We start from the raw sequence: 14,420 nt of genomic DNA on the forward strand, positions 1-14,420 counted from the left end.
GACCACAACGCATGCATTTCCGTATACACGCTCGGGCTCGCCGGCGACCGCGTTTTGGCGGGTCTTCAGCGCCGCAGTCCCGCGAGCAGCCGCTTGCCCAGTGGCGGACGCGGCGCGGCGGCTGCGGCGGCGAGCATATCCGGCACCTGGGTGAACTTGCCCCGCGGTCGCACCCCACCCCCGCGGGCGATCTCGGCCGCGTCGATGGCACGCCAGCCCGCGGCGTCAACGACCGCGGGCTGGCGGCCTCGGACGAGCTTGTCCAGCGCCGCCGGCCTGTGATCCGGGTCGCCGAGCCGTCCTCGGTTGTAGTCTTCGACCAGTTGGCGCACCGTCTCGGCCGCACACGACTTGTTGGTGCCGATGAAGCCCGTGGGGCCACGCTTGATCCAGCCGGCCACGTAGGTACCAGGCGAATCGGCCACCCGGCCCCCGTCGTTGGGGACGACGCCCGTGGCTTCGTCGAAAGGCAGATCCGCGATAGCCCTGCCCCGATACCCGATCGAGGTGAGCACCATGCCTGCGTCGAGCACGGTGGCGCCGGCGCCGGTGAACTCGATCCCGGTGACCCGTTCATCGCCGAGCACCCGGTACGGTGTCACGTTGTAGGCCAATCGGATTCGCGGCCGGGTGATCGGCGCAGACGCGTCCCCGAGTTTGGTCAGGATCTCCAGCTTGTTCCTGGTCAACGGATCGGTCACGGTAGCCAGGTCGGCGATCACCTGCTGATGATCGGCCGCATCCAGGACCACGTCACAGGTGGCCGTCAGGCCGATGAGTTCGGGGAGGGTGAAGGCGGAGAACTGCGGGCCGCGCCGAGCCGCGATCACCACCTCCTGGATGTGGGAAGACCGCAAGGCACGCAGTGCGTGATCGGCGATATCGGTGCGCGCCAACTGATCCGGATCGGAGGTCAGGATGCGGGCGACGTCGAGTGCGACATTGCCGTTGCCGATGATGACGACCCGCTCACCGCTGAGGTCCACCGCAAGATCGGTGAATTCGGGATGACCGTTGAACCACGCCACCACCTCGGTCGCGGTGCCGGTACCCGGCAGATCCATCCCTTCGATGTCGAGTCGACGATCATTGGGCGCGCCGACGGCATAGAGCACCGCGTGATGGTGCTCCAGCAGGTCGTCGTGCGAAAGATGCTTGCCCACCTCGACATTGAGATAGAGCGTCAGGCCGTTCTGCTCGACCATCCGGTCGAAAAGTCTGGTGACCCGCTTGGTGCTCTGGTGGTCGGGAGCGACCCCGGCCCTCACCAGGCCGTAGGGCGTCGGCAACTTCTCGAACATGTTCACCCGGACCCCTCGCTGGGTGAGCAGCTCGTCGGCCGCGTACATGGCCGCCGGCCCTGACCCGACGATCGCGACCGTCAGCGGAGCGTTGCGCGGTTCGATGCGCGGCGCCTCGATCACCGGAGCCAGCTTGGAGGTCGGCGGAATCCGACCCTCCCGCTTTGGATAGAACGCCGCGTTGAGCTCTATGAACGGCAGCTGGTTATCGGTCAGCTTGGTATCCGGCGAGATCGCCCCGACCGGACACGCGCTGACACAGGCACCACAGTCGACACACGCGAGCGGGTCGATGTAGAGCATTTCCGCGGTCGCGAAACCCGGCTCATCCGGTGAGGGATGGATGCAGTTGACCGGGCACGCATAGACACAGGACCCGTCGCTGCAACACGACTGGGTGACGACATGCGGCATGACCGGCGCTAGGCCACGCTGACCAAGTGCTCACGCGCAGGTTCACTGCGGTAACGGGCGGGCGGCCCGTCGATCTTGCAGAGCTTCCAGATGAGCTTCGCGATCGGATTCATCAGACCGGTGTCGTGGCAGAGCATGCGCACGTCGGAGAACATGTTGCGCAGGAACATCCGGGATTCGGGCGCAGCGAAGAAGATCTCCTTGCGCACCGAGCGCGGGATGTCGAATTCCTTCCAGAACTCACGCGGCGGCACCACGATCGCCGAACACAGGATGCGCATGGTGAGCGGGACGAAGATCGACAGCATCCAGCGCTGCTTGCGGCGCAGCGTCGGCACCCGCTTGTGCAGATACTGGTGCGCGAAGGAGATGTGCCGCGCCTCCTCGGCGACGTGAATCGCCATGACGCGCTCCATGATCGGATGCAGGGACTTACCCTCGCGCAGCACGTTCTTCTGGGTGTGGTCGATGGGCTCCTCGCCGGCCAGGACGCCGAAGAAGAACGGGATCGGGAACGGGCCGGCGGCCAGCGGGATGATCGGCTGCAGCCACTTCAGCAGCTTGGGCATACCGGGGACGTCCACGCCCATCCGGTTCACCATCTCCTGGAACATCAGGGTGTGGTTGCACTCTTCGACCGACTCGTGCAGGCAGTAGCGGTATTCCGGTGAGCCGTTGGGCACCCAGAACGAGTACTCCATGAGGCCGCGGATGAGGATGTTCTCGAAATGCAGACCGACCTTGGCCACGTTGGCCTGGCGCCACATGCCGATCTCGATCTGCCGATCGACGGGCTGGGCCTGGTACCACGGGTGGCCGCCGATCGGGTCGGTGGCGGGCAGGATCCAGCGCTCGTCGTTGGGGATCACGGCGAATTCGGGCGAATCCCATTCGATGTCGTTGAAGGGGTTGAAGCTGCGGCGGACGGAGCCCTCGGAGAGGGTCTGCAACATCTCGACGTACTCGGTGTCATCCCGGACATCCATATTCTTGCGCCACCGCTGGATCACGCGTGTCCTGGCTTCTTTGACCGCCATGTCGAGGCCTCCTCGCCTTGCCCGTGGGGTTTACATTCGATCACTCGATGTCTAGGAACAGTACCCGCGGTCCCAGTAAATAAACAGGGCTTTTGCCCAGCTGTGGGGCAGCCGGGTTACCTGGGTCACATGTGATCCACTTCACTCCGACCAGCCGGCTTGTCCGGCAAAAATGTCACTTCCGTGGCTAAAATTCGCCCGTCACTCTCGGCGGACGGGGAAGCTCATGAGTACACGCAAGCGCGTCGACATCACCGTCGGGACGGGTTCTGAATCCGGCGGCAAGAGGAAAAAGTTCGTCCTCATCGGCGTCGCCGCGGTGTTCGTCGTCATCGGCGCGATCATCCTGTCCTCGTGCGCCACCCAGATCGGGCCCGGGCAGACCGCGGTCAAGGTCGACGACTACTGGCTGATCCCCGCCGACCCGAGGGTCGATGGCTGCATCGAACCGGAAACCTCGGCGTTCAATCCGCCCGGCGGTTTCAAGGCCTACCGCTACCCGTCCCGGCAGATCAGCTGGGATGCCACCGGCAGCCCCGATTCCGAAGCCGACCCCACGATCGTGGTCTCCAACGCCACCGCGCCTGCCGAGCTGCGGGTTCCCGTCGTCATCACCTTCGACCTGACCAGCGACTGCGCCATGCTGATGGATTTCCACCGCGATTTCGGCACGAAGTACCAGGGTTGGCTGGACGACGACGGGCTGGCCACCACCGGCTGGGTGAACCTGCTGCGCTATGTGATCGGCCAGCCGGCCGAACAGGTGCTGATCAGCGTTGCCCAGAAATACACCTGGCGCGAGATCTGGAATGACGAGAAGGTGCGCATCGAATTCCAGAACGCGCTGCGTGACGCGCTGCCCGGCGCATCCAAGGCCCGCACCGACGGCCGAGAGTTCTTCACCAACTTCCAGGTCACCGTCATGAAACCGGATCCCGTGGACCAGGGCCTCAAGGACGCCATCATCGCCGAGCAGAAGGCCATCGCAGATGCCCGCGCCGCCGAGGCCAAGGGCGTCGCCGATGCCAACGCCGCGCGCGCGAAGGCCGAGGCCGACCGGGCCGCCGCCCAGGCGCAGACCGAACTCGCCCGCCAGGTCGCGTTGCAGAAACAGGCCGAGATTGCCGGTTATCCGAATGTCGAGGCGTATCTACGGGCGCTCGCCATCGAGCATGGGCAGAACCCGTACCAGCCGACCTATGTGGTGCCCCAGGCCCAAGGTTGACCCAGCGGTAAAAACCATGTGCGCAGACCGATAATCTTGGCGGCATGGCCGAACTGACGATCCCCGCCGATATCAAGCCGAACGACGGACGATTCGGCTGTGGACCGTCAAAGGTCCGTCCCGAGCAGCTGGCCGCCCTGGCCGCAGCAGGTGACCTGTTCGGCACCTCGCACCGGCAGGCGCCGATCAAGAATCTGGTCGGGCGCGTCCGCGACGGACTGCGTGAACTGTTCTCGGTGCCGGAGGGGTACGAGGTCGTCCTCGGTAACGGCGGATCGACCGCGTTCTGGGACGCGGCGGCATTCGGCCTGGTCGACAAGCGCTCACTGCACCTGACCTATGGCGAGTTCAGCGCGAAGTTCGCATCATGCGTGGCCAAGAACCCGTTCGTCGGCGACCCGATCATCGTCAAGACCGACCCGGGCACCGCGCCGGAACCCACCTCGGATCCGTCGGTGGACGTGGTGGCCTGGGCACACAACGAGACCTCGACCGGTGTCGCGGTGCCGGTGCAGCGCCCCGCGGGTGACGCGTTGGTGCTCATCGACGCCACCTCGGCCGCCGGCGGACTGCCCGTCGACATCACCGATACCGATGCCTACTACTTCGCGCCGCAGAAGAATTTCGCCGGTGACGGCGGTCTGTGGCTCGCAGTGTTGTCGCCGGCGGCGCTGGCCCGTATCGAGGCGATCGCCGCGAGCGGACGCTGGGTGCCGGACTTCCTGTCCCTGCCGATCGCGGTCGAGAACAGCCTGAAGAATCAGACCTACAACACTCCCGCCGTCGGCACGTTGATCCTGATGGCCGAACAACTGGACTGGCTCAACGGCAACGGCGGCCTGGACTGGGCAGTGAAGCGGACCGCCGACTCGTCGCAGCGGCTGTACTCGTGGGCCGAGGCATCGGAGTTCGCGACGCCGTTCGTCGCCGATCCGGCGCTGCGCTCGCAGGTCGTGGGCACCATCGACTTCAACGCTGACGTCGACGCCGCGGCGGTGGCCAAAGTGCTACGCGCCAACGGCATCGTCGATACCGAGCCCTACCGCAAATTGGGCCGTAACCAGCTGCGCATCGCGATGTTCCCCGCCGTGGACCCCGAGGACGTCAGCGCCCTCACCCAGTGCGTCGATTGGGTGGTCGCCAACCTCTGAGCCTGCCGACCCCAGCGTGTCTGCGCGGTAACGGACGGATAACAACGTAGGGTGCGCGAAGGAGGTCACTATGCGGGAACTCAAGGTCGTCGGACTCGATGTGGACGGCAAACGAATCATCTGCGAGGCTCCCGACTCCGGTGACAACTTCGCCATCCGTGTCGACAATCGCCTGCGCGCTGCGGTGCGCGGTGACAAGGCAACCTCAAATCAAACCGAGATCGAGGTCGAGGTGACCCAAGGCCTGCGCCCCAAAGAGATCCAATCCAGGATTCGGGCAGGCGCATCCGTGGAACAGGTTGCCGCGATCGCCGGTGAGGACATCGAGCGGATCCGCCGCTTCGCCAACCCGGTGCTGCTGGAGCGGGCGCGTGCGGCCGAGCTCGCCACCGCCGCACATCCGGTGCTGGCCGACGGACCGTCGGTGCTGACCCTGCTGGAGACCGTCACCACCGCGATGATCAACCGGGGTCTGGATCCGAACGCGACGAACTGGGATGCCTGGCGCAACGAGGACGGCCGCTGGACCGTTCAGCTGTCCTGGAAGGCCGGCCGCTCGGATCTGCAGGCACATTTCCGCTTCACTCCCGGATCGCACGGGGGCACCGTGGCGGCCTTCGACGACAGTGCCTCCGAGCTGATCGATCCGAACTTCGCGCCAAGGCCGCTGCGGCCGGTGGCCGCGGTCGCGCAGCTGGACTTCGAGTCCCCCGCAGCCGCCCCCGTGGCCGGTCCTGTGACGCCGCCGGTGCCCGCGCCGGCCGCCGTCGTGCCGCCGGTCGCCCAGTCCGCTCCGCTGCCTCCCGTTGCGGCGCCGACTCCCCCGCCGATGGCTCAGCCCGAGCCGGCGGTGGCCCAGACGTCCGAGGACACCGTCGCGGCGGCTGAGCCCGAGCCCTCGGCGCCCAAGCCGCGTCGCGCCCGCAAGGCGAAGCCGTCCGTCCCCGCGTGGGAGGACGTGCTGCTGGGCGTGCGGTCCGGGACCCAGCGCTGAGCTTTCGCTAGAACGGCGGGTCGCCGTCGAGCGCGATCTGTAACGCGTTGCGAGCCCGTTCGGCATTGACGCGGTATTCACGGTCCTGTTTTCGGGTGCGCTGTCGGGTGGGAAGGATAGGTTCGCGGTCGTGCTGATCGATGAGGCTGATGCGTCGTGTTCTCGGTACGCCGGCGCGAATGGTGTTGTGAGGGAACAGAACTGCGGCCAACGGCCTGGTGGTGTACGCATGGCCGGTGGGTGCCGTCCAGGTGGTCGATCCGTCGGGGTGGGCGGTGGGGGTCCAGCCGGTGTTCAGTGTCTTGATGAGGTGGTGCTCGCGGCAGTACGGGCGCAGGTTACCGGGGTGAGTGGCGCCGGCGGGCCACGGGGTGAGGTGGTCGATGTCAGCTTTGTGCGCGGGGCGTCCGCAGCCGGGGAAGGCACAGGTCATGGCAGTCATACGGACGTATGCCGAGAGCTTGGCCGACGGACGGTATCGGATTTCGGAGCCCAACTCGGCGGGATTACTCAGGGGCCGGACTTTCGCTCCGGTGTTGATGAGTTCGGTGAGTAGGTGGGCCGGGATGATGACGCCGTCCAGGGAGATGCCCGCTCCGGCGCCGGGCGGGGTGTACTGCGCGGCAGGTGCGGCCGGGGGCGCGGGTTCCTTAGCCGCGGCCGGCTTCTCAGCTGACTGATCCTCGTCGGATGCGTCGCCCGGCCCGCCATCGGGTTCCACCGGCCCCGACCCTGGTCCGCCCTTCGGCCCAGGTCCCGTCGCGGGCTCGGCGCCCTCCTCAGCGTCGGGATTCTGACCGGTGAGCACGTAGATGTTGACGGCGCTGGAGCGCGGGTCTTTGCCCGAGCCGGCGCAACTGCTGTCACCGCATAGGCAGGTGAGTTGGTCGGCCCCGGCTGCCAGCGCGGCGATGGCATCGACGCGGCGCTCCCGCTTGGTGCGCGGATCATTGGCGCAGACACCGTCGGCCAACTCATCGGCGCGAGCGTCGGTGATCTTCGCGTCCGTGGTGCGCATCCGGCCCCAGAAGGACACGACACCGTCGGGGTCATCGCGGTCACCGAATTCGAGGTAGCGGTCCTTGGCCGCAGCCTTCGACCGGATGACCGCCAGCGGATCGTATTTGTGGACCCAGAAGTCGACGGCCGCGGTCAGCGCGTTCTCCGACAACGCTCCGAACCCGTGGGCGTTCTCGGCGATGCCGGCATCGATCAAGGCCAACGCGGCGGGGTCGGTGACCAGGTGGGTGCGCCAGGTGATCGCGTTAATCACCTTGGCCGATATCGCCCCGCTACCGAACACGGCGGCGGTCCGCGGGAGCCGTTCGCGCAGGGCGACTCCGATACGCATCTGAGTGTTCGCGGCGTGCGGGCCGAGGTTGCAGGCCGCGCCGACCTGGGCCTTCGCCTGAGCCCAGCCGTCGATCAACTTCAGCGCCGAAGCGTCGTCCTCGTCATCGCACCAGCGCGAGGTGACTTCGGCGATGAAGGCCAGCCGGCGAGCGGCGGCGGCGGACTCCTCCCGGGTGGCGGCCGCAACTGCGTCGATGAGCGCCTCATCGCTCATCTCTGACAGTTCCAACCGTTCGAACATAATTTCGATACTACCGAGGGGGTGTGACACGCCACGGCATCGAGCACGGCATCAAAAAAGGGAGGGCATCACGCCTTCCCACTCTCAATTTATAGCGCACCCCGGGGCTTGCGGCAAGGCCCGGGGGATGCCGCAGAATCACTGTCCTCGAACGAGATTCAGGGGGAACAGTGCGAGTTTTGCTCTACACATTCGGGTCGCGCGGGGATATCGAGCCGCTGCTCGCGTTGGCCATCGCGCTGCGCGACCGGGGTGGCGAAGCAATCTTCTGCGCACCGCCGGACTTCGCGGATCTGCTCGCGGCCAACGGCATGGAGCACGTGCCCACCGGCCCGTCGGTGCACGAACTGGTGCACGTCCGCAAGGCCACCCACGCGGACGCGCCGGCGCTGGCCGCGGAACTGGTCGCCACCCAGTTCGGCACGCTGCGGACAGCCGAGCGGTGTGACGCCGTCGTCGGGACCGGCCTGATGCCGGCGGGCATGCGTTCGGTGGCCGAGTTGGTCGGAATTCCGTACATCTGCGCGGTGTTGACCCCGCACGTGTTGCCGTCACCGCATCACCGTCCGTTGCCGCGGCCGGGTAAGCCGTTCCCGGAGGGCCTGACCGACAACACCCGACTGTGGGAACTGGATGCCGAGAAGGTCCAGGTCCTCTACGGACCGGCACTCAACGAGCACCGCGCGAGAGCCGGCCTCGATGCCGTCACCGACGTCCGCGACCACACGTTCACCGACACCCCGTGGTTGGCCGTCGACCCGGTGATCAGTCCCTGGCCACCGGCACCGAACATCCAACCGATCCAGACCGGCGCCTGGATCACACCGGACTGCCGGCCGCTGCCCGATGATCTACAGGCGTTCCTGGACGACGGGCCCGAACCCGTCTACGCCGGATTCGGCAGCGTCACCGCGCCCCAGGATGCCGCCCGCACCGCCATCGAGGCCATCCGCAGCCACGGCCGGCGCATCGTGCTGGGTAGCGGCTGGGCCGGCCTGACGAGTACCGACGCGGACTGCTTCGTGGTCGGCGAGGTCAATCAGCAGGCCCTGTTCGGTCGCGTCGCTGCGGTCATCCATCACGGCGGTGCGGGTACCACCACCACGGCCGCAGCGGCCGGTGTCCCGCAGGTGGTGGTGCCACAGATCGTCGACCAGCCGTACTTCGCCCGCCGTGTCGCCGCTCTCGGGATCGGCGTCGCCCACGACGGACCTGCGCCGACGGTGAACACACTCGCCGAAGCGCTTACGCTGGTACTGCAGCCCGAGATGCCCACCCGCGCGAGCGTCCTGGCCCCCACCATCACGACCGACGGGGCGGGCACAGCCGCGGCGATGCTGCTCGACGCATGACATAGACCACCAAGGCCGACCATCCGAATCAACAAGGGGCACATGACTTCCCACGAGTACGAAGCAGAGCTGCTCGCCGAGCGCGAGTATGTCGCCGCGCTCTACGCACGTCTGGACAACGAGCGCAAGCGGGCCGACGAGCGCTACCGTGCCGCGCTGCGCGGCGATATCGACAAACAGGACGGTGCCACCCTGGTGCAACGCGACGCCGATGTGCGCGCGCTGGCCGGTGAGGTCAGCCGCCTCGACGTCGCCGACAGCGGGCTGTGCTTCGGCCAACTGGAGAGCGTCGAGGGTGAGCGGTCCTACATCGGCCGGATCGGATTGTTCGACAACCAGAACGATTACGAACCGCTGCTGCTGGACTGGCGTGCGCCAGCGGCCCGCGCCTTCTACGTCGCGACCGCCGCCAACCCCGAGGGCATGCGACGGCGGCGCCAGTTCCACACCAGAGGGCGCAACGTGCTCGACTTCACCGACGAAGTCCTGGGCAAGCCGGGGCCCGACGGCGCGCTGGAAGCATCCAGCGATGCCGCGCTGCTGGCCGCGGTCAACGCCCCGCGTGCCGAGGGCATGAGCGATATCGTCGCGACCATCCAGGCCGAGCAGGACGAGATCATCCGGCTGGATCATCCCGGTGTCCTGGTCATCGAGGGCGGGCCGGGCACCGGAAAGACCGTCGTCGCACTGCATCGCGTCGCCTATCTGCTCTACACCCAGCGGGAACGGATGGAGCGCCACGGCGTCCTCGTCATCGGACCGAGCCCGGCGTTCCTCAACCATGTCGGCCGGGTGCTGCCCTCCCTCGGCGAGACCAACGTGGTGTTCCTGACCACCGGTGAGCTCTTCCCCGGCATCCGCACCACCGCCGAGGACAGCCCGGAGGCCGCCCGAATCAAGGGCTCGTTGAAGATGCTTAACATCCTCAAAGCCGCGATCGCCGACCGGCAACGCACCCCCGAGGAGCCGCTGGAGATCAAGCTGGCCGATGTCACGGTGGCCATCAACGCCGAGACCGCGGAGTGGGCCATCCAGGAGGCACGCGAGACGGGGTTGCCGCACAACGATGCCCGCACCACCTTCGTCGACGTCATCACCTGGGTGCTGACCGAGCGGGCCATCGCCCGGATCGGCAAGGGCTGGCTGAGCCGCGAGGACAAGCAGGCCTGGGAACATCTGCGCTCCGAGCTGCTCGACGAACTCGACGACCACGAAGGTCTGGCCAAGGCGCTGAACCAGTTGTGGCCCGAGCTGACCCCGCAGGCGCTGCTCTCCGGTCTCTACGAGTCCCCGGAACGGCTCACCGCCGCCGGCGCCGACCAGGCGCTCTACCGCGCCGACGGTGCCGCGTGGACGGTCGCCGATGTTCCGCTGCTCGACGAACTGGTCGACCTGCTGGGCGGTATCAAGGTGGACAAGGCCGCCGAACGGGAACGCCAGGAGGAACAGGCCTACGCCGCAGGCGTATTGGACCTGATGGTGGCCCGTGAGGACCTGATGGACGACGAGGACCACCTGATCGCCGCGGACCTCATCGATGCCGAGGAACTGGCCGACCGATTCACCGAACGCGACACCCGCGATCTCGCCGAACGAGCTGCGGCCGACCGCGAATGGACTTACCGGCACGTCGTCGTCGACGAGGCACAGGAGCTCTCCGAGATGGACTGGCGGGTCCTGATGCGCCGCTGCCCGAGTCGGTCGTTCACGATCGTCGGCGACCTGGCGCAGCGTCGCAGCGCGGCGGGCGCCACCTCGTGGGCGAAGATGCTGAAGCCCTATGCCGCCGACCGCTGGGTGTACCGGCCACTGACGGTCAACTACCGCACCCCCGCCGAGATCATGGCCGTCGCCGCCGCGGTGCTCGCCGAGTTCGCACCGACCGTGCAACCCCCCGAGTCGGTGCGGTCCTGTGGCGTATCACCGTGGGCCAAGCAGGTCTCCGAAGACGAACTCGACTCGGCGATAAAAGCTTTCGAGGAGGACGAGGCAGCCCGGGAGGGCACCAGCGTCGTGATCGGGCCACCAGGTGTGCCCGGCACGGTGACCGCCGCGCACACCAAAGGCCTGGAATTCGACGCCGTCCTGGTGGTGGCACCCGAACAGATCCTGGCCGACGGGCCGCGCGGTGCGGCCGAGTTGTACGTGGCGCTCACCCGGGCAACCCAGCGGCTCGGGGTGCTCCATCTGGGGCCGCTGCCGCCCGCGCTGCAGATGTTGGCCTGAGATCGCCTATTGGGACAGGGCAATCGCCAACAGGACAACCCATCCCACGGACACCCCAACCGCCGAACCGAGAACGAACCAGCGCCGCACCGGAATCCGGCGCCAACCCCAGACGGTCGGGGCCAGCCCGCCGACGGCCACGACGTTGAGCCCGACCGCGAGCAACGGGTGGATGCGCAGCAGGCCGAGACCGAGCACCACGATGGCGGTGCCGACCACACCGGCCACGAACGCCGCCACGGTCAGCCCGGTACCCCAGGGTGTCGACTCGGTCATACCCATCGATTCGCTCCGCAAGCGTCGCCCATCACTGCAATCTAGCCCGCTCGTAAAACGCCAGCGCCGCAGCGGTGGCCACATTGAGCGAGTCGGTGCCACGCGACATCGGGATGCGCACCCTGATGTCGGCGGCCCGCATCGTGTGTTCCTTCAGCCCCGGACCCTCGGCACCGACCATCATCGCGATCTTCGTCTCCCCGAGCCCAGCCATCGCCGAGGCGAGCGTCGGCGCGGCCGGATTCGGCGTCATTGCCAGCACCCGGAATCCGTTGTCGCGCAGCGTATCGAGCTCAGCGGGCCAGGCCGGCGCCCACGCATAGGGCACCAGTAGGGCGTGTCCCATCGAGACCCGCACCGCGCGCCGGTACAGCGGGTCGGCGCACCCGGTGCCGAAGAGCACCGCGTCCACCCCGAGGCCGGCAGCATTGCGGAAGATCGACCCCAGATTCTCGTGGTCGTTGACACCCTCCAGGACCGCCACGGTGCGGGCACCGTCGAGCACCTGCTCGACGGTCAGCTCGACAGGTCGGGGGGCGGCGGCCAGCACACCGCGGTTGAGATGAAAGCCGATCACCTCGGCCATCACCTCGGCGCCGGCGCGGTAGAACGGCACGTCCACGCCCTCCAGATCGGCCGCCAGTTCACCGAGGCGCCGGTCGGTGCCCAACATCGCTCTCGGGTGGAACCGTGAGGCGATCATCCGCTGCACCACCAGCACACCCTCGGCGATCACCAGACCCTTGCCGCTGGGCAGGTCCGGGCGGCGGTCCACACTGTTCAGATCGCGGAAATCGTCGAGGCGAGGGTCGGCCGGGTCCGCGATATCGATGACGTCGGCCAGCTCAGGCACCCTCGTCGACGATGGCGAGCATCAGATCGGCGGCGGCCAACAAGGTGGCGCGCTCGTCGGCGGTCAGCTCGTCGAGCCGCTGCTGCAGCCATTCCCGGCTGGCCCGGCGTTCGGCGTCGATCAGCTCCATGCCGGCCCGCGACACCGACACCAGCACCTGGCGCCGGTCATCCGGGTGTGCGATGCGGTCCACGAATCCGAGGTCGACAAGCGACGCGATCACCCTCGTCATGGACGGCGGCCGAACCCGCTCCCGGGCGGCCAACGCACCCGGGGTGATCGGACCCTCCTTGGCCAACGTGGCCAGCGCGGAGAGCTGGGACAACGACACCGGGGAATCCGGTCGACGGAACCGGAGTTGGCGCGCCAACCGGATCACGGCCAGCGACAGATCGCTCGGCAGCCGGGCGTCGACGTCGTCTGTCACAGGTCCGAACAATACCCAGCGGGCATCGGCTAGGTTGTCAACCGATGCCCGACAACAGCCCCGCCGCCGCACCGCAACCGCCCGCATTGCCGGCGCGGTTGCTCGACCCGGTCCCGGTGATCGTGGTGATCGCGACCGCCTGGCTGATCGCGGTGTTGCTCGCCTTCACCGTCCCTGCCCTGCACGAGTGGCGGCCGATCACGGTGGCCGGCCTCGGCGTCGGTGTCCTCGGCACGTCGATCTTCCTGTTGCAACGGCGCTCGGCCCGACGTGGCGACCGCGGTGCGCAACAGGGCCTCACCTGAGAAGGAGAAAACGTACATGGGAGCCCCGCTGCTACAAGCCCAGATCGATATCGACGCCCCGCCGGCGAAGGTGTGGGCGCTGATCTCGGACCTGAGCCGGATGCCCGAATGGAGTCCGCAGACCCGCAAGATGAAGTTGCTCGGCAGCATGCGGGTCGGTGCCAAGACGGTGAACGTCAACCGGCGAGGTCTGCAGGCGTGGCCGACGACGAGCACCATCATCGCCATCGAGCCCGAGCGCAAGCTGGCGTTCCGGGTGGACCTGAACGGGACCGAGTGGAGCTACGAGCTGGAGCCCACCGAGGGCGGCACCCGGGTCGTCGAGAGCCGCCGCGCACCCAATGGCGTCAAGAAGGTGTCGACGGTACTGGTCAACGCCATGATGGGCGGTGTGCCCAGCTTCGAAGAGGAGTTGGTCGACGGCATGAATCAGACGCTCGCGCGCATCAAGGCCGCCGCAGAGCGCGGCTGAGCGACCCGGGTCAGGTCAGGTCGAGCACGCCGTCGTCGAACGGCACGTACATCGGCGAGCCGGACCCGGCGGGCACCGGGGTATCCGAATGCGCGCCGCAGCCGTACGTGCTCTCGACCACACGGCCGTCGGCGGACATCTCGTTGCAGCAGACCCCGAACAGGGTGCCCAACGACCCGGACAACTGCACGTAGAAACCACATTCCCGGCACACCCGCTTGGTGGCTCGCGCCATCGCCGACGCGGGGCCGAATTCGCCTTCATGCCAACGCTCTGCCGCGTCCAGACGCCCCTCCAGGCTCAGCACACGACGTCGGCCGAGGCCGATCTCACCGGCCAGCTCGTCGAGTTCGGGGTCACCGCTGGACAGGTAGCCGGGCACCAACCGGGGATCATCGGGCGGGGTGGCCAACAGATCGCCAGGGCTCAGATCGCCGGGCTGGACGCGCTCCTCCCAGGGCACCCATTGCGGTGCGAGCAGGGCAGTCGGACCCGGCACCAACACGACCTCGCTGATGGTGACGTGCTCGGCTCCGGGGTAGGCGGCGACCACCACGGCCCATTGCCAACCCTGGTAGCCCGGTTGCACGGCCAGGAAGCGATGGGTGGCCGCCGTCTGATCGTCGAACACCGCGCCGAGGTACTCGCCGATCGAGTCCGGGCCGCTGACCTCTTCGATCGCCTCGCGCGCAGGCCCGACGGCGCCCATCAGCAATGCTTCCAGGGCGGGCGCGCGCTCGGGCGCCACCTCGGTGTCCGGGGCGGATTTCTCGGCTTCGGTCATGCTGTCCAT

At 67.6% G+C, this 14,420-nt stretch carries 14 protein-coding genes; 7 read left to right on the top strand and 7 right to left on the bottom strand.

Annotated features, from left to right (window positions below):
- Positions 1-65 precede the first annotated feature (65 nt).
- Together PGN27_RS10120 and PGN27_RS10125 are read right to left on the bottom strand one after the other, a co-directional pair.
- Positions 66-1,715 (bottom strand): FAD-dependent oxidoreductase, encoded by a 1,650-nt coding sequence (locus tag PGN27_RS10120; RefSeq protein ID WP_335326005.1) that lies wholly within the window; start codon positions 1,713-1,715, stop codon positions 66-68.
- An 8-nt stretch (positions 1,716-1,723) separates the two neighbouring features.
- Positions 1,724-2,752 carry an AurF N-oxygenase family protein gene (locus PGN27_RS10125; protein ID WP_335326006.1) on the bottom strand — a complete coding sequence of 343 codons (1,029 nt, stop codon included), beginning with the start codon at positions 2,750-2,752 and terminating at the stop codon, positions 1,724-1,726.
- Between the two features lie 226 nt (positions 2,753-2,978).
- Between PGN27_RS10125 and PGN27_RS10130 the strand changes: the two genes are divergently transcribed.
- The 3 genes from PGN27_RS10130 (at position 2,979) to sepH (ending at position 6,122) form a co-directional block, all read left to right on the top strand.
- Complete coding sequence (locus tag PGN27_RS10130; protein WP_335326007.1) at positions 2,979-3,977, top strand: membrane protease subunit, stomatin/prohibitin; 999 nt, start codon at positions 2,979-2,981, stop codon at positions 3,975-3,977.
- A gap of 44 nt (positions 3,978-4,021) precedes the next feature.
- On the top strand, positions 4,022-5,128 hold the full coding sequence (serC, locus tag PGN27_RS10135; protein WP_335326008.1) for a phosphoserine transaminase: 1,107 nt from the start codon (positions 4,022-4,024) through the stop codon (positions 5,126-5,128).
- Between the two features lie 70 nt (positions 5,129-5,198).
- A complete protein-coding gene (sepH, locus tag PGN27_RS10140; RefSeq protein ID WP_335326009.1) occupies positions 5,199-6,122 on the top strand; it encodes a septation protein SepH in 924 nt (307 codons plus the stop codon).
- 7 nt (positions 6,123-6,129) lie between these two features.
- Here the strand turns inward: sepH and PGN27_RS10145 are convergent, their stop codons facing one another.
- Positions 6,130-7,716: an HNH endonuclease signature motif containing protein gene (locus PGN27_RS10145; protein ID WP_335326010.1), complete on the bottom strand. Its 1,587-nt coding sequence runs from the start codon at positions 7,714-7,716 to the stop codon at positions 6,130-6,132.
- Between the two features lie 170 nt (positions 7,717-7,886).
- On the opposite strand from PGN27_RS10145, the gene PGN27_RS10150 reads away from it, so the two are divergent.
- The gene (locus tag PGN27_RS10150; protein ID WP_335326011.1) at positions 7,887-9,068 is read left to right on the top strand and encodes a glycosyltransferase; all 1,182 of its coding nucleotides are present in this window, start codon (positions 7,887-7,889) and stop codon (positions 9,066-9,068) included.
- A 42-nt stretch (positions 9,069-9,110) separates the two neighbouring features.
- Positions 9,111-11,294 (top strand): RNA polymerase recycling motor ATPase HelR, encoded by a 2,184-nt coding sequence (gene helR, locus PGN27_RS10155; protein ID WP_418888582.1) that lies wholly within the window; start codon positions 9,111-9,113, stop codon positions 11,292-11,294.
- A gap of 6 nt (positions 11,295-11,300) precedes the next feature.
- Here helR and PGN27_RS10160 read toward each other — a convergent pair whose 3' ends face one another.
- Genes PGN27_RS10160 through PGN27_RS10170 form a run of 3 tightly spaced genes read right to left on the bottom strand, consistent with a single transcriptional unit; the run spans position 11,301 to position 12,850 of the window.
- Positions 11,301-11,570, bottom strand: a complete 270-nt coding sequence (locus PGN27_RS10160; protein WP_335328699.1) for a DUF2537 domain-containing protein — start codon at positions 11,568-11,570, stop codon at positions 11,301-11,303.
- Between the two features lie 31 nt (positions 11,571-11,601).
- On the bottom strand, positions 11,602-12,423 hold the full coding sequence (locus PGN27_RS10165; RefSeq protein ID WP_335326012.1) for a TrmH family RNA methyltransferase: 822 nt from the start codon (positions 12,421-12,423) through the stop codon (positions 11,602-11,604).
- Entirely contained in the window at positions 12,416-12,850 is a 435-nt protein-coding gene (locus tag PGN27_RS10170; protein ID WP_335326013.1) for an Rv0880 family HTH-type transcriptional regulator, read from the bottom strand. Before PGN27_RS10170 ends, PGN27_RS10165 begins: the two co-directional genes overlap by 8 nt.
- A 44-nt stretch (positions 12,851-12,894) precedes the next feature.
- Here PGN27_RS10170 and PGN27_RS10175 point away from each other — a divergent pair, with 44 nt between their 5' ends.
- Positions 12,895-13,155, top strand: a complete 261-nt coding sequence (locus tag PGN27_RS10175; protein WP_335326014.1) for a DUF2530 domain-containing protein — start codon at positions 12,895-12,897, stop codon at positions 13,153-13,155.
- Positions 13,156-13,171: 16 nt separating this feature from the next.
- Positions 13,172-13,627: an SRPBCC family protein gene (locus PGN27_RS10180; protein WP_335326015.1), complete on the top strand. Its 456-nt coding sequence runs from the start codon at positions 13,172-13,174 to the stop codon at positions 13,625-13,627.
- 10 nt (positions 13,628-13,637) lie between these two features.
- Here the strand turns inward: PGN27_RS10180 and PGN27_RS10185 are convergent, their stop codons facing one another.
- A complete protein-coding gene (locus tag PGN27_RS10185) occupies positions 13,638-14,411 on the bottom strand; it encodes a DUF3027 domain-containing protein (protein WP_418888650.1) in 774 nt (257 codons plus the stop codon).
- Positions 14,412-14,420: the final 9 nt, after the last annotated feature.

It is taken from the genome of Mycolicibacterium neoaurum (genome assembly GCF_036946495.1).
Classification (GTDB): Bacteria; Actinomycetota; Actinomycetes; order Mycobacteriales; family Mycobacteriaceae; genus Mycobacterium; species Mycobacterium neoaurum_B.